The 22,707-nt window shown below is 58.5% G+C and carries 28 protein-coding genes; 16 read left to right on the forward strand and 12 right to left on the reverse strand.

Annotated elements, in window-relative coordinates; translation table 11 throughout:
• Window positions 1–3: 3 nt before the first annotated feature.
• The 4 genes from sspA to zapE form a co-directional block, all read right to left on the reverse strand.
• Window positions 4–645 (reverse strand): stringent starvation protein SspA, encoded by a 642-nt coding sequence (gene sspA, locus EDY99_RS18390; protein WP_004937082.1) that lies wholly within the window; start codon window positions 643–645, stop codon window positions 4–6.
• 325 nt (window positions 646–970) lie between these two features.
• Window positions 971–1,363: a 30S ribosomal protein S9 gene (gene rpsI / locus EDY99_RS18395; RefSeq protein ID WP_004937080.1), complete on the reverse strand. Its 393-nt coding sequence runs from the start codon at window positions 1,361–1,363 to the stop codon at window positions 971–973.
• A gap of 15 nt (window positions 1,364–1,378) precedes the next feature.
• Window positions 1,379–1,807: a 50S ribosomal protein L13 gene (rplM, locus tag EDY99_RS18400; RefSeq protein WP_004937079.1), complete on the reverse strand. Its 429-nt coding sequence runs from the start codon at window positions 1,805–1,807 to the stop codon at window positions 1,379–1,381.
• Window positions 1,808–2,082: 275 nt separating this feature from the next.
• On the reverse strand, window positions 2,083–3,210 hold the full coding sequence (gene zapE, locus EDY99_RS18405) for a cell division protein ZapE (protein WP_033651255.1): 1,128 nt from the start codon (window positions 3,208–3,210) through the stop codon (window positions 2,083–2,085).
• A gap of 231 nt (window positions 3,211–3,441) precedes the next feature.
• Between zapE and zapG the strand changes: the two genes are divergently transcribed.
• From zapG to degS, 3 genes are all read left to right on the forward strand, one after another.
• A complete protein-coding gene (gene zapG / locus EDY99_RS18410) occupies window positions 3,442–3,843 on the forward strand; it encodes a Z-ring associated protein ZapG (protein WP_004937074.1) in 402 nt (133 codons plus the stop codon).
• A gap of 173 nt (window positions 3,844–4,016) precedes the next feature.
• On the forward strand, window positions 4,017–5,387 hold the full coding sequence (degQ, locus tag EDY99_RS18415; RefSeq protein WP_025304368.1) for a serine endoprotease DegQ: 1,371 nt from the start codon (window positions 4,017–4,019) through the stop codon (window positions 5,385–5,387).
• 88 nt (window positions 5,388–5,475) lie between these two features.
• Window positions 5,476–6,534, forward strand: coding sequence for an outer membrane-stress sensor serine endopeptidase DegS (gene degS / locus EDY99_RS18420; RefSeq protein ID WP_042785432.1), 1,059 nt, complete (start codon window positions 5,476–5,478; stop codon window positions 6,532–6,534).
• A gap of 71 nt (window positions 6,535–6,605) precedes the next feature.
• On the opposite strand, the gene murA is transcribed toward degS, so the two are convergent.
• The 7 genes from murA to mlaF form a co-directional block, all read right to left on the reverse strand.
• Entirely contained in the window at window positions 6,606–7,865 is a 1,260-nt protein-coding gene (gene murA, locus EDY99_RS18425) for a UDP-N-acetylglucosamine 1-carboxyvinyltransferase (protein WP_019453131.1), read from the reverse strand.
• A 55-nt stretch (window positions 7,866–7,920) separates the two neighbouring features.
• Window positions 7,921–8,175 (reverse strand): BolA family iron metabolism protein IbaG, encoded by a 255-nt coding sequence (gene ibaG, locus EDY99_RS18430; RefSeq protein ID WP_025304370.1) that lies wholly within the window; start codon window positions 8,173–8,175, stop codon window positions 7,921–7,923.
• Window positions 8,176–8,315: 140 nt separating this feature from the next.
• On the reverse strand, window positions 8,316–8,618 hold the full coding sequence (gene mlaB / locus EDY99_RS18435; RefSeq protein ID WP_033644499.1) for a lipid asymmetry maintenance protein MlaB: 303 nt from the start codon (window positions 8,616–8,618) through the stop codon (window positions 8,316–8,318).
• Complete coding sequence (gene mlaC / locus EDY99_RS18440) at window positions 8,618–9,247, reverse strand: phospholipid-binding protein MlaC (protein WP_033644498.1); 630 nt, start codon at window positions 9,245–9,247, stop codon at window positions 8,618–8,620. The genes mlaB and mlaC overlap by 1 nt, the downstream gene beginning before the upstream one ends.
• A gap of 14 nt (window positions 9,248–9,261) precedes the next feature.
• Complete coding sequence (gene mlaD, locus EDY99_RS18445; RefSeq protein ID WP_033644497.1) at window positions 9,262–9,810, reverse strand: outer membrane lipid asymmetry maintenance protein MlaD; 549 nt, start codon at window positions 9,808–9,810, stop codon at window positions 9,262–9,264.
• Window positions 9,811–9,814: 4 nt separating this feature from the next.
• Window positions 9,815–10,597: a lipid asymmetry maintenance ABC transporter permease subunit MlaE gene (gene mlaE, locus EDY99_RS18450; protein ID WP_033644495.1), complete on the reverse strand. Its 783-nt coding sequence runs from the start codon at window positions 10,595–10,597 to the stop codon at window positions 9,815–9,817.
• A gap of 4 nt (window positions 10,598–10,601) precedes the next feature.
• Entirely contained in the window at window positions 10,602–11,417 is an 816-nt protein-coding gene (mlaF, locus tag EDY99_RS18455) for a phospholipid ABC transporter ATP-binding protein MlaF (RefSeq protein WP_033644494.1), read from the reverse strand.
• A gap of 302 nt (window positions 11,418–11,719) precedes the next feature.
• On the opposite strand from mlaF, the gene EDY99_RS18460 reads away from it, so the two are divergent.
• From EDY99_RS18460 to EDY99_RS18520, 13 genes are all read left to right on the forward strand, one after another.
• A complete protein-coding gene (locus EDY99_RS18460) occupies window positions 11,720–12,697 on the forward strand; it encodes a calcium/sodium antiporter (RefSeq protein WP_033644493.1) in 978 nt (325 codons plus the stop codon).
• Window positions 12,698–12,713: 16 nt separating this feature from the next.
• Window positions 12,714–13,700 (forward strand): arabinose-5-phosphate isomerase KdsD, encoded by a 987-nt coding sequence (gene kdsD, locus EDY99_RS18465; RefSeq protein ID WP_033644492.1) that lies wholly within the window; start codon window positions 12,714–12,716, stop codon window positions 13,698–13,700.
• A gap of 17 nt (window positions 13,701–13,717) precedes the next feature.
• Entirely contained in the window at window positions 13,718–14,272 is a 555-nt protein-coding gene (kdsC, locus tag EDY99_RS18470) for a 3-deoxy-manno-octulosonate-8-phosphatase KdsC (RefSeq protein WP_021505108.1), read from the forward strand.
• A complete protein-coding gene (gene lptC / locus EDY99_RS18475) occupies window positions 14,269–14,847 on the forward strand; it encodes an LPS export ABC transporter periplasmic protein LptC (protein WP_033644491.1) in 579 nt (192 codons plus the stop codon). Before kdsC ends, lptC begins: the two co-directional genes overlap by 4 nt.
• Window positions 14,816–15,355 (forward strand): lipopolysaccharide ABC transporter substrate-binding protein LptA, encoded by a 540-nt coding sequence (gene lptA, locus EDY99_RS18480; RefSeq protein WP_025160121.1) that lies wholly within the window; start codon window positions 14,816–14,818, stop codon window positions 15,353–15,355. The genes lptC and lptA overlap by 32 nt, the downstream gene beginning before the upstream one ends.
• A gap of 6 nt (window positions 15,356–15,361) precedes the next feature.
• The gene (gene lptB / locus EDY99_RS18485) at window positions 15,362–16,087 is read left to right on the forward strand and encodes an LPS export ABC transporter ATP-binding protein (protein WP_004937040.1); all 726 of its coding nucleotides are present in this window, start codon (window positions 15,362–15,364) and stop codon (window positions 16,085–16,087) included.
• Window positions 16,088–16,139: 52 nt separating this feature from the next.
• The gene (gene rpoN, locus EDY99_RS18490) at window positions 16,140–17,573 is read left to right on the forward strand and encodes an RNA polymerase factor sigma-54 (RefSeq protein ID WP_004937039.1); all 1,434 of its coding nucleotides are present in this window, start codon (window positions 16,140–16,142) and stop codon (window positions 17,571–17,573) included.
• A 23-nt stretch (window positions 17,574–17,596) separates the two neighbouring features.
• Window positions 17,597–17,884, forward strand: coding sequence for a ribosome hibernation promoting factor (gene hpf, locus EDY99_RS18495; protein ID WP_004937038.1), 288 nt, complete (start codon window positions 17,597–17,599; stop codon window positions 17,882–17,884).
• A 155-nt stretch (window positions 17,885–18,039) separates the two neighbouring features.
• On the forward strand, window positions 18,040–18,501 hold the full coding sequence (ptsN, locus tag EDY99_RS18500; RefSeq protein WP_016930212.1) for a PTS IIA-like nitrogen regulatory protein PtsN: 462 nt from the start codon (window positions 18,040–18,042) through the stop codon (window positions 18,499–18,501).
• 127 nt (window positions 18,502–18,628) lie between these two features.
• The gene (gene rapZ, locus EDY99_RS18505) at window positions 18,629–19,483 is read left to right on the forward strand and encodes an RNase adapter RapZ (protein WP_015379177.1); all 855 of its coding nucleotides are present in this window, start codon (window positions 18,629–18,631) and stop codon (window positions 19,481–19,483) included.
• The gene (npr, locus tag EDY99_RS18510) at window positions 19,480–19,752 is read left to right on the forward strand and encodes a PTS phosphocarrier protein NPr (RefSeq protein WP_004937034.1); all 273 of its coding nucleotides are present in this window, start codon (window positions 19,480–19,482) and stop codon (window positions 19,750–19,752) included. Before rapZ ends, npr begins: the two co-directional genes overlap by 4 nt.
• Before the next feature lie 294 nt (window positions 19,753–20,046).
• Complete coding sequence (locus EDY99_RS18515) at window positions 20,047–20,358, forward strand: type II toxin-antitoxin system HigB family toxin (protein ID WP_004937033.1); 312 nt, start codon at window positions 20,047–20,049, stop codon at window positions 20,356–20,358.
• A complete protein-coding gene (locus EDY99_RS18520) occupies window positions 20,355–20,777 on the forward strand; it encodes a type II toxin-antitoxin system HigA family antitoxin (protein ID WP_033644489.1) in 423 nt (140 codons plus the stop codon). The genes EDY99_RS18515 and EDY99_RS18520 overlap by 4 nt, the downstream gene beginning before the upstream one ends.
• 6 nt (window positions 20,778–20,783) lie before the next feature.
• Here EDY99_RS18520 and EDY99_RS18525 read toward each other — a convergent pair whose 3' ends face one another.
• Window positions 20,784–22,700 (reverse strand): transcription antiterminator, encoded by a 1,917-nt coding sequence (locus tag EDY99_RS18525; RefSeq protein ID WP_033644486.1) that lies wholly within the window; start codon window positions 22,698–22,700, stop codon window positions 20,784–20,786.
• Between the last annotated feature and the right edge of the window lie 7 nt (window positions 22,701–22,707).

Genomic DNA, 22,707 nt, shown 5'->3' on the forward strand with positions numbered 1-22,707 from the left:
CGCTTAGCCCCGGGTTTGCAGGCGCATTTCACGCTCGGCTTCGGTCAGGGAAGCCAGGAAAGCGTCGCGTTCGAAGACGCGGGTCATGTAGCCTTTCAGCTCTTTGGAGCCGGCGCCGCTCAACTCGATGCCCAGCTGCGGCAGACGCCACAACAGCGGTGCCAGGTAGCAATCCACCAGGCTGAACTCTTCGCTCATGAAATACGGCGCCTGGCCGAAAATAGGCGCGATCGCCAGCAGCTCTTCACGCAGTTGGCGGCGGGCGGATTCTGCTTCCTGACCGCTGCTCTTCTCGATCTTGTCCATCAGCGAGTACCAGTTCTTCTCGATGCGCAGCATCATCAGACGGCTCTCACCACGGGCAACCGGGTAAACCGGCATCAACGGCGGGTGCGGGAAGCGCTCATCCAGGTATTCCATGATGATGCGGGATTCATACAGGGTCAGTTCGCGATCGACCAGCGTAGGCACCGTCTGGTAAGGGTTGAGGTCAATCAGATCTTGCGGCAGGTTATCCATTTCGACCTGCTCGATCTCGACGCTGACACCTTTCTCCGCCAGTACGATGCGTACTTGATGGCTAAAAATGTCGGTCGGGCCAGAGAACAGCGTCATTACCGAACGTTTGTTGGCAGCGACAGCCATGAAAACCTCCAAGTTATCTAGAAAATACTGCGAATAGCCAACTGACAGGCTGCTATCCTGAATAATCTTGCCGCAGGCCGGCAGCACGCAGCGCGACCCGAACCCATAAAAAACCGGCCCAGGAGGTCAACTGCACGGCGAACAGGCGCAAAAGTGGGTGATAGTTTACCAGATTTTGCTTGTTTTGTGGGGACGCTGCGGCGAATTCATGTTGAATTGTCTGATATACCACAGATTTTAGTCGGGGACGGCGGATTTCAGGCATAAAAAAACCCGGTGAAGCACCGGGTTTTTTGCGTAAATCGCACTGCCGAAGCAGCGGAAATTAACGCTTGGAGAACTGCGGACGACGACGTGCTTTACGCAGACCGACTTTCTTACGTTCAACCTGACGAGCGTCACGGGTGACGAAGCCAGCTTTACGCAGTTCAGAACGCAGAGTCTCATCGTACTCCATCAGTGCACGGGTGATACCGTGACGGATGGCGCCAGCTTGACCGGAGATACCACCACCTTTAACGGTGATGTACAGATCCAGTTTGCCAACCATGTCGACCAGTTCCAGCGGCTGACGAACTACCATGCGGGCAGTTTCGCGACCGAAGTACTGTTCCAGGCTGCGCTGGTTGATAACGATGTTACCGTTGCCCGGCTTGATGAAGACGCGAGCGGCGGAGCTTTTGCGGCGACCAGTGCCGTAGTATTGATTTTCAGCCATTGCCATTAATCCCGATTAAATGTCCAGAACTTGCGGTTGCTGTGCCGCGTGATTGTGCTCGGTGCCCGCGTAAACTTTCAGTTTACGGAACATAGCACGACCCAGCGGGCCCTTTGGCAGCATGCCTTTAACCGCGATTTCAATCACGCGCTCAGGACGGCGGGCAATCATCTCTTCAAAGGTCGCTTGCTTGATACCACCGATGTGGCCGGTGTGGTGGTAGTACACTTTGTCTGTACGCTTGTTGCCGGTTACAGCAACTTTGTCAGCATTCAGAACGATGATGTAATCACCGGTATCCACGTGCGGGGTGTATTCCGCTTTATGCTTGCCGCGCAGGCGACGAGCCAGTTCAGTAGCGAGACGGCCTAAAGTTTTACCATCTGCATCAACAACGTACCAGTCGCGTTTTACGGTTTCTGGTTTAGCTGTAAAAGTTTTCATTAGAAAGCTTACCCAATAATTAGTTACACGTTGGTGAACACCCAAACGCTCGAAAACAGTTGAGGCTCACACGACCATACAAGTCCAGCAAACCTACCCCTTCGAATAGCCATTGCCGGCACTATAAAGTTTTTGGGAAAAAAAACTTTGTTGTAACGTGGGGTCGCAAGATTATAGAGAAGTCGCTCACAAAGATCGAACGGTTTTTGAATGGAAAATAAATTTATCGCCGGCGGCGGACAACCGGCGATACGGCGGCGGCAAGCCCGGCAGACTCAGGGCAAATGCGGCAGCTTGAGGTACTCTTCGCTCTGCATTTCCTGCAGGCGCGACAGGCAGCGCTGGAATTCAAATTTCAGCTGCACCCCCTGATAGATCTCGAACATCGACGCTTCGGCGCCGATCACCAGCTTGATGTGCCGCTCGTAGAATTCGTCCACCAACGCCAGGAAACGGCGCGCGGTATTCTCTTTCAGCGGCCCCATCACCCGCACATTATACAGGATCACGCTGTGATACAGCCGCGACAGCGCGATGTAGTCCAGTTGGCTGCGCGCCTCTTCGCACAGCGTGTGGAAATCCACCGCCAGCACGCCGTCCACCGAACGGATAGCCTGCAGCGGCCGATGGTTGATCTGCAGCACCGGCGCGTCATCCCCCGCCTTGCCCGCCAGCTTGACGAACATCCGATCCAGCGTCTCGCGCGTCTGGTCGCTCAGCGGCGTCAGGTAGAGGTGCGCCTGGGTCAGGGTACGCAGACGATAGTCGATGCCGGCGTCGACGTTCATCACGTCGCAGTACTCGTTGATCAGATCGATGGCCGGCAGGAAACGCGCCCGCTGCAGACCGTTGCGGTACAGATCGTCCGGCGGGATATTCGACGTGGCCACCAGCGTGATGCCGCGCGCGAACAGCGCCTGCAGCAGCGTGGCCAGCAGCATGGCGTCGGTGATGTCGGACACGAAGAATTCGTCGAAACACAGCACGTCGGTCTCGGCCTTAAAGCCGTCGGCGACGATTTCCAGCGGGTTTTCCCGCCCCTGCAACTCGGTCAGTTCTTCATGCACCCGCAGCATGAAGCGGTGAAAGTGCAGACGCATTTTGCGATCGCCCGGCAAACTGTGGAAGAACATATCCATCAACCAGGTTTTGCCGCGCCCGACGCCGCCCCACATATACAGCCCCTGCACCGGGCGCTGCGGCGCCGTGTCGCCGCCCTTGCCCAGCAAGCGGCTGAGCTTGCCGCGCAGCCCGCCGGCAGGCGCGCTCACCGCCGGCTTTTGCAACAGAGCCTGATAAATGCGATCCAGTTGAGTGACGGCCCGGCGTTGAACCTCATCGGCCTGATATTCCCCCGCATCCAGCGCCTGCTGGTAGCGAGATAACGGTGATAGTGCCTGCATCTGTTCGATGTTCCCTAAGAACGCTTAGAAATTATTTAGCCAACGTTGGCGGCAAGTTGATGCCGATTCGCACCGTTATCGCCACAAATGCCCGCTGCGGGCGCCGCTGAAAACCCTGTAAAAATTAGGTGGAAGCGCATCAGGATTCCACTCGGACAAGGTTAACGGTTATAGTGGATATTATTAAGTGAAAAATCCCTGCGGAACAACGAAGTCAAAATAGGAGTCATCATGACCTGGGAGTATGCGCTGATTGGTTTGGTCGTCGGTATCGTGATTGGTGCGGTGGCGATGCGTTTTGGCAACCGTAAATTACGTCAACAACAAGTCCTGCAGAACGAGCTGGACAAGAGCAAAACCGAGCTGGAAGAGTACCGTCAGGAGCTGGTCGGCCACTTTGCCCGCAGCGCCGAGCTGCTGGACAACATGGCGCGCGATTATCGTCAGCTGTATCAGCACATGGCGAAAAGCTCGAACAACCTGCTGCCGGATCTGCCGATGCAGGAAAATCCGTTCCGCTATCGCCTGACCGAAGCGGAAGCAGACAACGATCAAGCGCCGGTGGAAATGCCGCGCGACTATTCGGAAGGCGCCTCCGGCCTGCTGCGCGGGCAAAGCGCGCGCCGCGACTGATCCCCTTCGCCCGCGGGGCCACCCGCGGGCTTCCTCCGTTTACCGTCTTGACCTTCCCTCGCATTACCTTTACTGAACTTTGCACGCAAATTCACGGTCTTACCCTTCACTATGACAAGGTGATTGCCTTATCATCGAATTTTCATCGGCAGGTATTGAGAGAGTTATAATCAATGAAGAAAAAGTCGTTAATTCTTAGTGCATTGGCAATGAGCCTCGGCCTGACGCTCAGCTCCGTACCGGTGGCCAACGCGGCCCTGCCCGTCGCCGTTCAGGGGCAGCCGCTGCCGAGCCTGGCGCCGATGCTGGAAAAAGTCTTGCCCGCCGTAGTGAGCGTGCATGTCGCCGGCACTCAGGTGCAGCGTCAACAACTGCCGGAAGAGTTCAGACGCTTCTTCGGCCCTAACTTCCCCGGCCAGCAGCAAAGCTCCCGTCCGTTTGAAGGGCTGGGTTCCGGCGTTATCATCGACGCCGCCAAAGGCTATGTGCTGACCAACAACCACGTCATCAACAACGCCGATAAAATCCGCGTGCAGTTGAACGACGGTCGCGAGCTGGACGCCAAGCTGGTCGGCCGCGATGAGCAATCCGACATCGCCCTGTTGCAGCTCAGCGACACCAAAAACCTGACCGCCATCAAGATGGCCGATTCCGATCAGCTGCGCGTCGGCGACTTTGCCGTCGCGGTCGGCAACCCGTTTGGCCTGGGCCAAACCGCCACTTCCGGCATTATCTCGGCGCTGGGCCGCTCCGGCCTGAATCTGGAAGGGCTGGAAAACTTCATTCAGACCGACGCCTCCATCAACCGCGGCAACTCCGGCGGCGCGCTGGTTAACCTGAACGGCGAGCTGATCGGCATCAATACCGCCATTCTGGCGCCGAGCGGCGGCAACGTCGGCATCGGTTTCGCCATTCCGAGCAATATGGCGCAGAACCTGAGCCAGCAGCTGATTGAATTCGGCGAAGTGAAACGCGGCCTGCTGGGCATCAAGGGCAGCGAAATGACCCCGGATATGGCCAAAGCCTTCAACACCGACGCGCAGCGCGGCGCCTTCGTCAGCGAAGTGCTGCCGAAATCCGCCGCCGCCAAGGCGGGCATCAAGGCCGGGGATATCCTGGTCTCCGTCGACGGTAAACCGGTGAGCAGCTTCGCCGAACTGCGCGCCAAAGTCGGCACCACCGCGCCGGGCAAAACCCTCAAGGTGGGCCTGCTGCGCGATGGCAAACCGCAGGAAGTCTCGGTCACGCTGGACAACAGCGAGAGCGCCTCGACCAACGCCGAAACGCTGTCGCCGGCGCTGCAGGGGGTTTCCCTCAGTAATGGCGCGTTGCCGAGCGGCGACAAGGGCGTGAAGGTGGAGAACGTGGATAAAGGGTCAACGGCGGCGCAGATCGGCCTGCAGAAAGGCGACGTGATCATCGGCGTCAACCGTCAGCGCGTGGACAACATCACCACGCTGCGTAAAGTGCTGGAGGCCAAGCCACCGGTGATGGCGCTCAATATCGTGCGCGGCAACGAAACCATTTATCTGCTGCTGCGTTAATTTGTGCAAAAACCGGGCTCGGTGACATACTGCGCCCGGTTAACTCATGCTATCCTCCGAACATCGTTCACCACACCACGAAAACTCCATGTTTGCTAAGCTCTTGCGTTCTGTCGTTATCGGTCTCATCGTTGCTGGCCTGCTGCTGGCCGCACTGCCCATGCTGCGTTCTTCCAACGGCCTGTTTGCAGACAAACCTGAGAGTACCAGCGACGAAACGCCAGTGAGCTACAACAAAGCGGTGCGCCGCGCCGCGCCCGCCGTGGTGAATATTTACAACCGCAACCTGAACGGGGCCGCCAACGTACTGTCGCTCGGTTCCGGCGTGATCATGAATGAACGCGGCTATATCATCACCAACCGCCACGTGATCAAAGACGCTCAGCAGATCACCGTGGTGTTGCAGGATGGCCGCCGCTACGAAGCGCTGTTGGTCGGCTCGGACGGCCTGACCGATTTGGCGGTGCTGAAGATCGATCCCGGCAATTTGCCGGTGATCCCGACCAATAAAAATCGCGTTGCCCACGTCGGCGACGTCGTGCTGGCGATCGGCAACCCCTATAACCTGGGGCAGACCGTCACACAGGGCATCCTCAGCGCCACCGGCCGCATCAGTATGAGCACCACCGGCCGACAGACGTTCCTGCAGACCGACGCCTCCATCAACCGCGGCAACTCCGGCGGCGCGCTGGTCAACTCGCTGGGCGAGCTGATCGGCATCAACACCCTGACCTATGACAAAATTACCGACGGCGAAACGCCAGAGGGCCTCGGCTTCGCCATTCCGATCGAACTGGCCACCAAAATCATGGACAAGCTGATCCGCGACGGCCGCGTCATCCGCGGCTATTTCGGCATTCAGGGCAAAGAGATCATTCCGCTGCGCTCGTCCAATTCCGGCATCGATCGCCTTCAAGGCATCATCGTGACCGAGATTACGCCAAACGGCCCGGCGAGCAACGCCGGCTTCCAGATCAACGACATCATCATCAACGTGGATAACAAACCGGCGGTGTCCGTGCTGGAGACCATGGATCAGGTGGCGGAGATCAGACCGGGCACCGAGATACCGGTTATCGTGCTGCGTGACGGCAAGCGCATTACGTTGAAAATGACGGTGGGTGAATTCCCGGAAGACAGCAATTAAAAAAGGGCCGGCATTGATAGCCGGCCCTTTGATTTTCATCCTGCCGACGCAGCCGCGCCGGCGCTAATGCCTTACTCGCCTTTCACACGCTCGATGTTCGCACCCAGCGCGCGCAGCTTGTCTTCAATACGCTCATAGCCGCGATCGATATGGTAGATGCGATCGACGACGGTCACGCCGTCGGCGATGCAGCCGGCGATCACCAGGCTGGCGGAAGCGCGCAGATCGGTCGCCATCACCTGAGCACCGGACAGCTGTTCAACGCCATGGCAGATCACGGTGTTGCTCTCGATTTCCGCGTGCGCCCCCATGCGGATCAATTCCGGCACGTGCATGAAACGGTTTTCGAAGATGGTCTCGGTGATAACGCCGGTGCCTTCCGCCACCAGGTTCAACAGGCTGAACTGAGCCTGCATGTCGGTCGGGAAGCCCGGGTGCGGCGCGGTGCGCACGGTGACCGCTTTCGGGCGCTTGCCGTGCATGTCCAGGCTGATCCAGTCTTCGCCCACTTCGATATCGGCACCGGCTTCACGCAGTTTGGCCAGCACCGCATCCAGCGTATCCGGACGGGTGTTGCGGCACATCACTTTGCCGCCGGAAACCGCGGCGGCGATCAGGAAGGTACCGGTCTCGATACGGTCAGGCAGCACACGATACACGCCGCCGCCCAGACGCTCGACGCCCTCGATGGTGATCTTGTCGCTGCCTGCGCCGCTGATCTTCGCGCCCAGCGTATTGAGGAAGTTGGCGGTATCGACAATTTCCGGCTCACGCGCGGCGTTCTCGATAACGGTCGTGCCTGTTGCCAGGGTCGCGGCGCTCATGATGGTCACGGTCGCGCCCACGCTCACCTTGTCCATCACGATGTGCGCGCCTTTCAGACGGCCATCGACGGACGCCTTGACGTAACCTTCTTCCAGCTTGATCTCGGCCCCCAACTGCTCCAGGCCGGTGATGTGCAGATCGACCGGACGCGCGCCGATCGCGCAGCCACCCGGCAGGGAAACCTGGCCGCGGCCGAAACGTGCCACCAGCGGCCCCAGCGCCCAGATGGAAGCGCGCATGGTTTTCACCAGATCGTAAGGCGCGCAAAACTCGTTCACGCCGCTGGCGTCCACGAAGACCGAACCGTTGCGCTCAATCTTGGTGCCCAACTGGCTGAGCAGTTTAATGGTGGTGTCGATGTCCTTCAGCTTGGGGACATTCTGCAGCTCGACCGGCTCTTCCGCCAACAGGGCGGCGAACAGGATCGGCAGGGCGGCGTTTTTGGCCCCGGAAATAGACACTTCACCGCTCAGGCGGGTCCGACCCTGCACACGAAATTTATCCATCTGACTACTCTCTGTTATCTAATCTGAAGCTGCCCGCCCGGCAGGGCAAACAGCCTTAAAATCCGTTGAGTTTGCGGTCTCGCTGCCACTCTTCAGGGGTGTACGCCTTGATAGACAAGGCATGAATGCGGTTGTCCGCAATGTATTCCATCAGCGGTGCGTAAACCGTCTGCTGTTTTTTGACGCGGCTCATGCCGGCGAACAGTTCGCCGACCACGATCGCTTGAAAATGGCTGCCGTCGCCCGTCACGTGCGCTTCATCCAGTGCCAATGCCTGCATCAGCACGTCTTTAATCTCGTTGGTTTCCATAGTATCCAGTTCTGCCGCTAAAGGATCATAAACAGCCTAGTATCTTAGTGGAATACGATGTTTTCTTAAACTAAAGAAAAAGCCCCTGCATAACAGGGGCTTTGTATCGTTTAACCACGCAAAGGCGGTGTAAAACGCCGCTAACCGGCGGTATCGACAGGCATTATCGCCTGCAGGTTGTAGAGCGCGATCAGCGTTTTCAGACGCTCGGTGACGCCGAAAATTTTTAGCGCGACGCCACGTTGGCGCTGCTCTTCCTGCAGATGCAGCAACAGCGCCAGCCCGGAGGAGTCCACGCGCTGCAGTTGCGCCACGTCGATCGCGGTTTTATCCGCCATCAGCGCGTCGCGCTGCCGCCACAACGGCAGCAGCGTTTCACGGTCCAGTTCACCGCGCAGGATCAGCGTCTGCTGCTCTGATTCGAAGCTGAGCGCTGCCGACATCAGTTTTTCTTGTCCAGCGAGATGGGCTGCGCGGCAGCGGCCTGCAGCTGTTTGGTCAAGCCGTCGATGCCCTGAGTACGCAGCGTAGACGCCCACTCGTTTTGCTTGGTGGTGATCATGCTGACGCCTTCGGCGATCATGTCATACGCCTGCCAGTAGCCGGTTTTGCTGTTCTTGCGCCATTGGAAATCCAGACGCACCGGCGGGCGGCCGCCGTTGTCGATGATGGTGACGCGAATGGCCACGATGTCGGCGTTGCCCAGCGGCTGTTCAGGCGCGATCTGGTAAGTCTGGCCGTGGTACATCGCCAGCGCCTGGCCGTAAGCCTGCTCCAGGTAAGCCTGGAAAGCGGTGAAGTAAGCTTCGCGCTGCGCAGGAGTCGCATCTTTGTAGTAACGGCCCAGCACCAGCGCGCCGGCGTATTTCACCTGCACGAACGGCATCAGTTCCTGATGCACGATGGAGCGCAGGTAGTTCGGGTCCTGCTTGATCTTCGGCTGTTCGTTCTTCAAACGGCTGAAGGTCTTCTGCGCCGCGTCTTGCATCATGCTGTAAGGATTGGTTTGGTCGGCTGCGCTCGCCAGCGGCGCAACCACCAGCAGAGCCACCATCAGTAAACGTTTAAACATGCAGGTATCCTCTCTTAATGATTTGGAACAGCGGGTTGCGGTGCAGCGCCGGCAGCGGGCTCAGCGGCCGCGTCTCCCGGTTTGGCGCTGTCCTGACCGCCGCTTTTATACAGGAACTGGCCGATCAGATCTTCCAGAACCATGGCTGATTTAGTGTCCTGAATGGTGCCGCCGTCTTTCAGAATGGTGGTGCCCATATCAGGATCTTCGAAGCCCACGTTAAGCGCCAGATATTGCTCGCCCAGCAGGCCGGAGGTGCGGATCGCCAGCGAGCTGGTATCCGGGATTTCGTCGTACTTTTTCTGGATATCGAGCGCCACGCGCGGCGTGTAGGTTTTCGGATCGAGTTCGATGTCCGCCACGCGGCCGATCACCACGCCGCCGATCTTCACCGGCGAACGCGGTTTCAGGCCGCCGATATTGTCGAACGTCGCGTAAACGCGGTAGGTCGGCTCGCTGCCGATCGATTTAAGGTTCGCCACCTGCAGGCAGATAAACACGATGGCGCACAGCGCGATCAGCATGAATGCCCCAACCCAGATTTCACTCTTCTTCGTTTGCATCGAATCAATTCCCAAACATCAGTGCGGTCAGCACGAAATCCAATCCCAACACCGCCAGTGACGAATGCACCACGGTACGCGTCGTCGCCCGGCTAATCCCTTCAGAGGTAGGCACGGCGTCATACCCGTTGAAAATGGCAATCCAGGTTACGGTAATGGCGAACACCACGCTCTTGATCAGGCAGTTGAGCAGATCTTTTTTCCACTCTACGGCGCCTTGCATCGCCGACCAGAAGAAGCCGCTGTCGATGCCCTTCCAATCCACGCCGACCACCGAGCCGCCCCAAATGCCGATCGCCACGAAGATGATGGTCAGCAGCGGCATGCTGATCATCCCCGCCCAGAAACGCGGCGCCACGATGCGCCGCAGCGGATCGACCGCCATCATTTCCAGGCTGGAGATCTGTTCCGTCGCCTTCATCAGGCCGATTTCCGCCGTGAGCGCGGAACCGGCGCGGCCGGCGAACAGCAGCGCCGTCACCACCGGCCCCAGCTCGCGCAGCAGCGACAGCGCCACCATCATGCCGAGGCTGGCTTCAGCGCTGTAAGTGGTAAGCACGATATACCCCTGCAGGCCCAGCACCATGCCGATAAACAGCCCGGAAACCATGATGATCAGCAGCGACTGCACGCCGACGCTGTAAAGCTGTTTCAACAACAGCGGCCACTGCTTGCCGGGTTCCGGCCGGCCAATCAATGCGTTGAACAGCATCAACCCGGCGCGGCCGAAGCTGGCGCTGGTGTTGATGCCACTGCGCCCCAGAGACGCTAACGCTCTTAATAACATGAGCTTATTTACTCCCTAAGCCTAGCAGTTCAGTCTGATAATCCCCGGCCGGATAGCGGAACGGCACCGGTCCATCCGCTATACCATCCAGGAACTGGCGCACGCGCGCATCAGGATTGTTCTGCAATTGCTGCGTGGTGCCTTCGGCAATCACCCGGTGATCGGCCACGATATAGGCGTAGTCGGCGATGCTCAGCACCTCCGGCACGTCGTGCGACACCACGATGCAGGTAATGCCCAGCGCATGGTTCAACTCGTCGATCAGCTTGACCAGCACCCCCATGGTGATCGGATCCTGGCCGACGAAAGGTTCGTCGAACATGATCATTTCCGGGTCCAGCGCGATCGCGCGCGCCAACGCCGCCCGGCGCGCCATGCCGCCGGAGAGTTCATTGGGCATCAGCTGCGCCGCACCGCGCAGCCCGACCGCTTCCAGCTTCATCAGCACCGTGCTGCGCAGCAGGGGCTCAGGCAGGTTGCTGTGCTCACGCAACGGGTAGGCCACGTTTTCGAATACGGTCAAATCGGTGAACAGCGCGCCCGACTGGAACAGCATGCTCATCTTTTTGCGCGCGTCGTACAACTGACGGCGGGACAATGCGGGAATGTTGTCGCCGTCAAACCAAATCTCCCCGCGGTCCGGCGTCAGCTGACCGCCGATCAGACGCAGCAGCGTGGTTTTGCCGATGCCCGACGGCCCCATGATCGCCGTGATCTTACCGCGAGGCACCGTCAGGTTGATGTCTTCAAATATCCGCCGGTCGCCGCGCGAGAAGCTCATGTCGCGCACTTCGACCAAATTATCTGCCTTTTGGAGCATGTTAATGGACCCTTTACGACTCATCTTTTGCAGAATCTACCCGTGATGTTAAAGCAATGGGCGCAATCCGTCTCATCTTTACAAAAACTTACTGCCATTTCGCAACCAATGATGCCATTGGTTTTACTTTTCCGCGCCACCCGGTCAAAATTGGCGCCATAACGAAAAAAAACGAAAGTGTTCAACAATTAGCCGGGAAAAACCGTTGCTGCGCTCAAGCGCACGCACCGGAGGGCAAGCAATACCGCCGCATTGACGGCTTTAACCAACGAACCGGGATAATACCCGACAAAGGACCCTGCATGTTTCTCGCAATAGCATTATTAATCGTTGGTTTATTTCTACTGGTGTATGGTGCAGACCGCTTAGTTTATGGTGCTGCCGTGATTTCCCGTTCGCTTGGCGTGCCGCCGTTGATCATCGGCATGACCATCGTCGGCATCGGCACTTCACTGCCGGAGCTGATCGTGTCCACCACCGCCGCGCTGAACGGGCAGATAGATATGGCCGTTGGCAACGTATTAGGTTCCAACATCACCAACATTTTATTGATCCTGGGCGTCGCGGCGCTGATTCACCCGCTGGCTGCACGATCGGAAATACTGCGGCGCGAACTGCCGCTGATGTTAGCGGTCACAGTATTGTGCGGTTTCGTGTTGATGGACGGCACCCTGAGCAGGCTGGACGGCGTGCTGCTGCTGACCGCCGCCGCCGGTTTCATCCTGCTGATGCTGAAAATCGCCCGGCTGGCGCAGCGCGAGGGCAGCGACAGCCTGACCATGGAGCAGATCGCCGAACTGCCGCAGGACAGCAGCAATACCGTGGCGGTGCTATGGCTGGTGCTGGCGTTTATCATTCTGCCGCTCTCTTCCAGAATGGTGGTCGATAACGCGACGGTGATCGCGCACTATTTCGGCCTCAGCGAACTGGTGGTCGGCTTGACCATTATCGCCATCGGCACCAGCCTGCCCGAGCTGGCCACGTCCATCGCCGGAGCATTAAAGGGCGAAGATGATATGGCGATTGGCAATATCATCGGCTCCAATATTTTCAACACGGTGATCGTGCTGGGCGTCCCCGCCCTGCTGTCGCCGGGCAGCGTGGACGCCGCCGCCTTCCAGCGCGATTACTGGGTGATGCTGGCGGCCAGCGTGCTGCTGAGCGTGCTGTGCATCGGCCGCAAACACCGCATCGGCCACCTGGCCGGCGCGCTGTTATTATGCGGCTTTATTGCGTATCTTGCGGTGCTGTTCTTTAACCCTTTCAGTACTTTCGGCTAAACCGACGGGAATGAGTATGTCGAACATTGAGTTGCAACCGGGCTTCGATTTTCAACAGGCCGGCAAAGAAGTGCTTCAGATAGAGCGTGACGGGCTGGCTCAGCTCGACAGCTACATCAACGCAGACTTCACCCGCGCCTGCGAAACGATCGCCGCCTGCGGCGGCAAAGTAGTGGTGATGGGCATGGGCAAATCCGGCCATATCGGCTGCAAGATCGCCGCGACCTTCGCCAGCACCGGCACCCCCTCATTCTTCGTTCACCCGGCGGAAGCCAGCCATGGCGATTTGGGCATGGTCACTCCGCAGGATATCGTGCTCGCCATCTCCAACTCCGGTGAGTCCAGCGAGATCCTGGCGCTGATCCCGGTGTTGAAACGGCAGCGGATCACCCTCATCTGCATGACCAACAATCCGGAAAGTTCGATGGGCAAGGCGGCGGACATCCACCTGTGCATCAAGGTGCCGCAGGAGGCCTGCCCGCTGGGGCTGGCGCCGACCACCAGCACCACCGCCACGCTGGTGATGGGCGATGCGTTGGCCGTCGCGCTGCTGAAGGCGCGCGGTTTCACGCCGGAAGATTTCGCGCTGTCGCATCCGGGCGGCGCACTCGGCCGCAAGCTGCTGCTGCGGGTTAGCGATATCATGCACAGCGGCGACGAAATGCCCCACGTCAGCGCCGACGCCTCATTGCGCGACGCGCTGCTGGAAATCACCCGCAAAAATCTGGGTCTGACGGTGATCTGCGACGATCTGATGAAAATCGCCGGCATCTTTACCGATGGCGACCTGCGCCGGGTGTTCGATATGGGCATCAACCTGCACGAAGCCAAGATCGCCGATGTCATGACGCCGGGCGGCGTGCGGGTGCGTCCCAACCTCCTGGCGGTCGATGCGCTGAATCTGATGCAGCAACGCCACATCACCGCGCTGCTGGTTGCCGATGGCGACCAGTTGCTGGGTGTGGTACATATGCATGACATGCTGCGTGCCGGCGTCGTTTAATTAAGGAATAGAACGGAATGGGTATGGTAGAAACCTGCTACGGGCCGGTAGAACAAGAGGTTATGGCGCGTGCCGGGAACATCCGCCTGTTGATTTGCGATGTTGACGGCGTACTGTCGGACGGCCTGATCTTCATGGGCAACAACGGTGAAGAATTGAAGGCGTTCAACGTGCGCGACGGTTACGGCATCCGCTGTCTGAAAACCTCCGACATCGAGGTGGCGATCATTACCGGTCGCTCCGCCAAGCTGCTGGAAGACCGCGCGCAAACGCTCGGCATCACCCATCTGTATCAGGGGCAATCCGATAAGCTTTTGGCCTTCCGCGAACTGTTGGATAAACTGTCGTTAACGGCGGATCAGGTCGCCTATATCGGCGATGACCTGATCGACTGGCCGGTGATGGCGCAGGTGGGCCTGGCGGTCGCGGTCGCAGACGCCCATCCGCTGCTGACGCCGCGAGCCCACTACGTCACCCGCATTGCCGGCGGCCGCGGCGCGGTGCGCGAACTGTGCGACATCATTCTTTTGGCTCAAAATAAGCTGGAGGACGCCAAAGGGCTGTCGATATGAGTAAAACCAAACTTTGGATCACCATCCTGTTGACGGTGATCGTTCTGGCGCTGATCGGCTGGAACATGACGGACTTCAGCGACGATACGGCTCCTGGCCCGGCTAACGATCAGGATCCGACCTACCAGAGCCAGCACACGGTCACCGTGGTGTACAATCCGGCCGGTAAACTGAATTATAAGCTGGTGGCGGAAGACGCGAAGTATTACACCGCCGGCGAGCTGAGCTGGTTCACCCAGCCGGTGATGACGCTGTTCGACGAGAATGCGGTGGCCACCTGGTCAGTTCGCGCCGATCGCGCCAAACTGACGAAGGACCGGATGCTGTATCTGTATGGCCACGTCGAGGTAAACAGCCTGACCACCACCTCGCAGCTGGAAAAAATTAAGACGGACAACGCTCAGGTAAACCTGGTCACCCAGGACGTCACCTCCGATGACGAAGTCACGCTTTACGGGACCAATTTTACCTCTAACGGCATGAAAATGCGTGGGAACCTGCGGACCAAAACCGCTGAGCTGATTGATAAGGTTAAGACCAACTATGAAATCCAGAACCAAAAACCAACTCCGTAATCTGTTGATCGGCAGCTTAGTTTTGGCCGCCAGCGCCCCTGCTCTGGCGCTGAAATCCGACTCCAGCCAGCCAGTCAGCATCGACTCGCTCAAGCAGTCGTTGGATATGCAAAGCAACGTCAGCACCTTTACTGACAACGTGGTGATCAAACAGGGCACCATCGATATCCGCGCTGACAAGGTGGTGGTCACCCGTCCGGGCGGAGATCAGAATAAGACCTATATTGAAGCGTTCGGCAACCCGGTAACCTTCTACCAGATGCAGGACAGCGGCAAGCCGGTCAAAGGCCACGCGCAGAAAGTGCGTTACGACGTGGCGACCCAGCTGGTGACCCTGACGGGCAACGCCTATCTGGAGCAGCTCGACAGCAACGTGAAAGGCGATCGCATCACCTATCTGGTGCAACAGCAGCAAATGCAGGCGTTTAGCGACAAAGGCAAACGCGTGACAACGGTTCTGGTACCGTCGCAGTTGCAAGACAAAAACGGGCAAAAAAAGAGTAACTAATCACTTATGGCAACACTCATCGCAGAAAATCTGGCGAAAGCCTACAAGGGCCGTAAAGTTGTCGAAGACGTCAGCCTGAAAGTGAAATCCGGCGAGATCGTCGGCCTGCTCGGCCCGAACGGCGCCGGTAAAACCACCACTTTCTACATGGTGGTCGGCATCGTGCCGCGCGACGCCGGGCGCATCGTGATCGACGAGGAAGACATCAGCCTGTTGCCGCTGCACGCCCGTGCGCGCCGCGGCATCGGTTACCTGCCGCAGGAAGCGTCGATCTTCCGCCGCCTGAGCGTGTACGACAACCTGATGGCGGTGTTGGAGATCCGTCCCGATCTCACCAGCGAACAGCGCGAAGACCGCGCCAAAGAGCTGATGGAAGAGTTCCATATCTCCCATCTGCGCGACAGCCTCGGCCAGGCGCTGTCCGGCGGTGAACGCCGCCGCGTCGAAATTGCCCGCGCGCTGGCGGCCAACCCGAAATTCATTCTGCTGGACGAACCCTTCGCCGGGGTGGATCCGATTTCCGTTATCGACATCAAAAAAATCATCGAGCACCTGCGTGACAGCGGCCTGGGCGTGCTGATCACCGACCACAACGTGCGCGAGACGCTGGACGTGTGTGAACGCGCCTACATCGTCAGCCAGGGCAAACTGATTGCCCACGGCACGCCGGATGCTATTCTGGCCGACGAGCAGGTTAAACGCGTTTATCTGGGCGAAGAGTTCCGCCTCTAAGCGCCGGCGCGTCCTGCGGGACGACACCGTTAACGGAAGTAGACAGAAAACTATGAAGCAAGGTTTGCAACTCAGGCTCAGCCAACAGCTGGCCATGACACCTCAGCTCCAGCAGGCGATCCGCCTGCTGCAGTTGTCCACGCTTGAGCTTCAGCAAGAGATCCAGCTGGCGCTGGAGAGCAATCCGCTGCTTGAACAGACCGATCTGCACGACGAAATCGACGCCAAAGAAACCCAGGAGACCGAGGGGCTCGATACCCGCGAGGCCTTGGAGCAGAAAGACATGCCGGAAGAGCTGCCGCTGGACGCCACCTGGGATGAAATCTATACCGCGGGCACGCCGTCCGGCACCGGCACCGACTACAGCGACGACGAGCTGCCGGTCTATCAGGGCGAGACCACCCAAACGCTGCAGGATTATCTGATGTGGCAGGTGGATCTGACGCCGTTTTCCGATACCGACGCCGCCATCGCCACTTCCATCGTCGACGCGGTGGATGACACCGGCTATCTCACCGTCCCGCTGGAAGACATTCTGGAAAGCCTGGGCGACGAGAACGTGACCCTCGAGGAAGTCGAGGCGGTGCTGAAGCGCGTGCAGCGTTTTGATCCGATCGGCGTCGCCGCGCGCGATCTGCGCGATTGCCTGCTGGTGCAGCTCTCCCAATACGCCAAAGATACGCCTTATCTGGCCGAAGCGCGGCTGATCATCAGCGAGCATCTGGATCTGTTGGCCAACCACGACTTTCGCAGCCTGATGCGATCAACCCGGCTAAAAGAAGATACACTGAAAGAAGCGATGCTGCTGATTCAGTCGCTCGATCCGCGCCCAGGGCAGTCGATCAATACCGGCGAATCGGAATACGTCATTCCGGACGTGCTGGTGCGCAAAACGCAGAACAAATGGACGGTCGAGCTCAACGGCGACAGCGTGCCGCGTTTGAAGATCAATCAGCAGTACGCCGCGCTGGGCAACAGCGCCCGCAGCGAAGCCGACGGCCAGTTCATCCGCAGCAACCTGCAGGAAGCCAAGTGGCTGATTAAAAGCCTGGAGAGCCGCAACGAGACGTTGCTGAAGGTCACCCGCTGCATCGTCGATCAGCAGCAGGCGTTCTTCGAGCAAGGCGAAGAGTTTATGAAACCCATGGTGCTGGCGGATATCGCCCAGGCCGTGGAGATGCATGAATCGACGATCTCGCGCGTCACCACGCAGAAGTTTCTGCACAGCCCGCGCGGCATTTTCGAATTGAAATATTTCTTCTCCAGCCACGTGAATACCGACAGCGGCGGCGAAGCCTCCTCGACGGCGATCCGCGCGTTGGTGAAGAAATTGATTGCGGCGGAAAACCCCGCCAAACCACTCAGCGACAGCAAGCTGGCCACCCTGCTCGCCGATCAGGGGATCATCGTGGCCCGGCGCACCGTCGCCAAGTACCGAGAGTCTTTGTCCATCCCGCCGTCGAACCAGCGCAAACAGTTGGTTTGACCTCTATTGAGAAGGAAGACACTATGCAGCTCAACATTACCGGACACCACATCGAAATCACCGATCCGTTGCGCGAGTTCGTGAACAACAAGTTCGCCAAACTCGAACAGTATTTTGATCGCATCAATCAGGTGTATGTTGTATTAAGTGTGGAAAAAGTGCAGCAAATTGCGGAAGCAACGGTGCACGTGAATGGAGGCGAGTTGCACGCCACCTCGGAAGACGAGAATATGTATGCCGCAATTGATACGCTGATCGACAAATTGGCACGTCAATTGAACAAACATAAAGACAAATTGAAGCAACACTGACACCCTGACCCATTCCGTGAGGCGGCATCCGTCGCCGCCTCTCCCTTCGGCGCGTGACCCGCATGGGTGACGCGCCGAACGGTAATCAGGGTCAAAACCGACGAAAAACCGCCTTGCCGGGTTCGCCCGGCGGCGCGGTTTTAAGTGAAGATGAGATGAACAACGAATATATGCAATTAAGCTCGGTGTTAAACATCGAGTGCACCAAAAGCTCGGTACACTGCACCAGCAAGAAGCGGGCTTTGGAAATTATCAGCGAACTGGCCGCCAAACAGCTCAATCTGCCTTCGCAGGTGGTGTTTGACGCGGTTCTCACCCGGGAGCGCATGGGCAGCACCGGTATCGGCAACGGTATCGCCATTCCCCACGGCAAACTGGAAGAGGACACACTGCGGGCCGTTGGCGTGTTTATCCGTCTCGACCAACCCATCGCTTTCGACGCTATCGACAATCAGCCGGTCGATCTGCTGTTTGCGCTGCTGGTGCCTGCCGATCAGTGCAAAACCCATTTGCATACGCTGTCGCTGGTCGCCAAACGCCTGGCAGACAAAACCGTATGCCGCCGCCTGCGCGCCGCGCAGAGCGACGAAGAACTTTACCAAATCATCACCGAGTGATGCCCGGCCGGCGTGACTTCCAGCCCGGATAACGATACTGTTTTACGATGATGGATCCGGCTGCGGCCGGAATAACAAAGTTTAACGGTGGCGATGAACGCCGCCGCGATGCCAGGGGAGTTGCCACATGGTGCTGATGATTGTCAGCGGCCGTTCCGGTTCCGGAAAATCCGTCGCCTTGCGGGCGCTGGAAGACATGGGTTTTTACTGCGTTGACAACCTGCCGGTGGTTCTGCTGCCGCAGCTCGCCAATACGCTGGCGGAACGCAATATCTCCGCGGCGGTCAGCATCGACGTGCGCAACATGCCGGAATCGCCGGAAGTGTTCGAATACGCGATGACTCAGCTGCCGGACAGCTTCTCGCCGCAGCTGCTGTTCCTCGACGCCGATCGCAACACGCTGATCCGCCGTTACAGCGACACCCGCCGCCTGCACCCGCTCTCCAGCAAAAACCTGTCGCTGGAAAGCGCGATCGACGAAGAGAGCGATCTGCTCGAACCGCTGCGCTCGCGGGCTGACCTGATTATCGACACCTCGGAAATGTCGGTGCACGAACTGGCCGAAATGCTGCGCACCCGCCTGCTCGGCAAGCGCGAGCGCGAACTGACGATGGTGTTCGAATCCTTCGGCTTCAAGCACGGTATTCCTATCGACGCCGACTACGTGTTCGACGTGCGCTTCCTGCCTAACCCGCACTGGGATCCGAAGCTGCGGCCGATGACCGGTCTGGACAAGCCGGTAGCGTCGTTCCTCGATCGCCATACCGAAGTGCATAACTTCATTTACCAGACCCGCAGCTATCTGGAACAGTGGCTGCCGATGCTGGAAACCAACAATCGCAGCTACCTGACGGTCGCCATCGGCTGTACCGGCGGCAAACACCGTTCGGTGTACGTGGCGGAACAGCTGGCCGATTACTTCCGCTCGCGCGGCAAGAACGTGCAATCGCGCCACCGCACGCTGGAAAAGCGCAAGCAATGACGGTCAAACAGACGGTTGAAATCAAAAACAAGCTGGGCATGCACGCGCGCCCGGCGATGAAACTGTTCGAACTGGTGCAAAGCTTCGACGCCGAAGTGATGCTGCGCAACGAAAGCGGCACCGAAGCCGAAGCCAGCAGCGTCATCGCGCTGCTGATGCTGGACTCCGCCCAGGGTCGGCACATCGAAGTCGAAGCGACCGGCCCCGATGAAGTCAACGCGCTGGCGGCGGTGGTCGAGCTGTTCAACTCCGGGTTTGATGAAGATTAGTCGCTGAGACTCTTCCCATGCGTCGCCTCGGCGCATGTGTTGCCTCCGCCCCTCCCATAGTGTAGCCCTCCCGTTTCTCATTTTGCGAATCCGCTTCCAGAATCAGCCGTAACCGCCTGTAAATTCACGTCATGGATTTACCCCCACCACGGTAATCGCAATAGTGTGTAACGCAAAAACAGACAACAGGCGGATGTTTCCCCACGCTTTGCTTGCGGGACAACAGAAAGTTTACAATTTGTGAACTTCACCGGCAGTCGCTATAATGTTCACCGGGTAGGAATCGAAGGAACGATGCATATCATTTCCAGGGAACCGTTCAATAACGCAACGAAGCAATATCCCAATGAAGCCACTGCTCTCGAGGCCATTTATAAAGCGTTGCGACGGGGCGAGTTCCGCACGCCGGACGAGTTAAAAGCGCTTTTTCCTTCGCTCGATCGTATGAAGTACAAAGAGAAATGGTGGGTCATTGACGTCGGCGGCAACCACCTGCGGATCTTGTTCTTTGCCAGCTTCGAGACACAGAAAGTCTTCATAAAGCATATCGTTAGCCACGCCGAATACGACAAGCTGATGCAGCACTATCGAAGGAGTTCGTCATGATTACAGATGCCATTAAGGCGGCCGATGCGCTACTGCGCGCCGTACCCTTATTGCAGGGCAGCCACGCTCAGCAAGACTACCGAGAAGCGCTCGAATTGGTGGAATATCTGCTGGAAAACGATGAACGCCATCCGCTGATTGACATGTTGGCAAAAAAAATCGCCGAATATGAAGACAACAGCGCCGAATTTACCGCATTCAACCAGCGTATCGCCCAACTCCCGCAGGGGGTGGCCGCGCTTCGCGTATTGATGGAACAGCACCAACTCAGCCAAAGTGATTTTGAACATGAGATCGGCAAAAAGTCGTTGGTCAACCAAATCCTGAACGGCAAAAGATCGCTGACCATTCCGCACATTATGGCGCTGGCCAAACGCTTCAATCTGCCCCCAGCCCTGTTCCTGCCGGAAGCGGATTAATCCCCCTCAACTCCGGCTCAGGCAGTCCAGCGCCACCGCCTTAAAACTGTCGAAGCTGTCGCTGCCCAGCAGGCGGCTCATTGAGCGTTCACGCACGAAGGTGACGAACAGCTCATAGATCGCCATCGCCTCTTCATAGTCGCTCTTGCTGATCGCCAGCAGGAAAATCACGTGCGCGACCTCGCCCTCGCCCCAGGCGACGCCCTGCGGCGCCAGCAGCGTCACCACCACGGTCTTTTTCGCCAGCAGCCCCAGCGAGTGCGGCAGCGCGATGCCTTCGCCCAGCAGCGTGGAGACGATCGCCTCGCGTTCGACCACCGACGGATAAAAGTCCGCGCCGACGTACCCTTCCCGCTCCAGCTGGCCGCACACCCGGCTGAACAGTTCCGCCTGCGTCAGCGGCTCGTTGAGCACCATGAAATGCTCGGCGTCGAAGAACTTCTCCAGCATGTACGGTCGGGTGCGATCCACCAGCACCAGTTTGCCCAGTTGCTCCAGCTGATAATCGGTCGGGAACGGCGACATCACCACTACCGGCTTGTTCTTTTCGCCGATGCGGGCGTTGGAAATCACGAAGTCTTCGTCGATGTGCGCGAGCATCTCATAATCGCGCAGCGAGACGATGCGCGTCATCACCAGCTGCGGATACTTGCGCGCAATCTGCGCCTGGATCATCCGCACCGTCGAGTTGCCGGTGTCGCACACCAGCATCACCTGCGGGTGGCGTTCATAACCGATGTTGTAATGTCGCTCCAGCCCCACGCCGATGTGCAGCACCAGATAACCGATTTCGTTCTCGCTCAGCGTATAAGGCGTGTACTTGCCCCAGCTGGAGACCGCCGCCAGCGTCACGTCGTAAGCCATCGGATAGTGCTGCTTGATGTTGGCCAACAGCGGATTGGGGATGTTGATCTGGTATTTCACCCGCGTAATCATGGTCTTGATATGGGTAAGCAGATCGGCCCGCAGCTGCTCGTCGCCCTGCAGGTTGTAGTTATAGTGTGCGTTGATGTAGGACAGGATGTAGTCCACCAGCGCTTCTTCATCGTCGGCGTTGATTTCGGTCGGCTGCACGTCTTGCACGCGGCGCGCGGCGATATTGACCCGCAGATAGGCCTCTTCGGCCATCGAGATCTCTTTGCCGGAGGCCGCACGCAGCTCCGCCGCCAGGCGGGTCGACACCTGGCGCACCGCCTCGTCGCCGTCCTCCACCTCGAAGTCCGACAGCGGATAGCCATCGTTGATGCGCCGCAGCGCCACCGCGCAGTAGAAAATCAGGTACTGCTCGCCCTCGTCGGTCAGACGAATGGCATATTGCGACAGCAGCGGGTGCAGCAAGCCGGCGAACGCCGCCACCTGCGGCTGCAGCAGGATCTCGTTGTTGAGCAGCGGGTTCTCGGCGTCGGCCAGCTGCAGCTGGAACAGCAGGTCGGTCAGGCAGGCGCGGATCGCCATCTCCGCGCCGAACAGCTTCATGCCGTAACGCGGCTTGGTTTCGATCGTCAATTGATAGTGCGCCAGACGCTCTCTCACCTCAGCCATGTCGTTTTGCAGCGTGCCGCGGCTGACGAACCACTCGTCAGCCAAATCTTCCAGTTTGAGGGAGAAGGCTGAGGTCAAAAAACGCACCAGCAGATAATGCACCCGCTCCTGCGCGCTGCGCGGGGTGGCGTGTTTGCGGCGCTCCTGATGCTGCAGGGCGCTGAACAGCGCAGCATTATCGACCTGCAAACGATAGCCGGCCCCGCGGCTATGCACGAAGCGCGCGCCGTATTTGTCCAGGATCTCGTTCAGCGCGGTGATATCCGCCCGCACCGTGCGGGTAGACACGGCGAAACGCTTCGCCAGCTCATCCTGCGGCAACGTCTCGGTTTGCAAAGCATCGAACAAGTAAGCCAAACGCGGGTAAGGAAATCGCACCATTCTGTGT

It is taken from the genome of Serratia sp. LS-1 (genome assembly GCF_003719595.1).
Classification (GTDB): Bacteria; Pseudomonadota; Gammaproteobacteria; order Enterobacterales; family Enterobacteriaceae; genus Serratia; species Serratia ureilytica.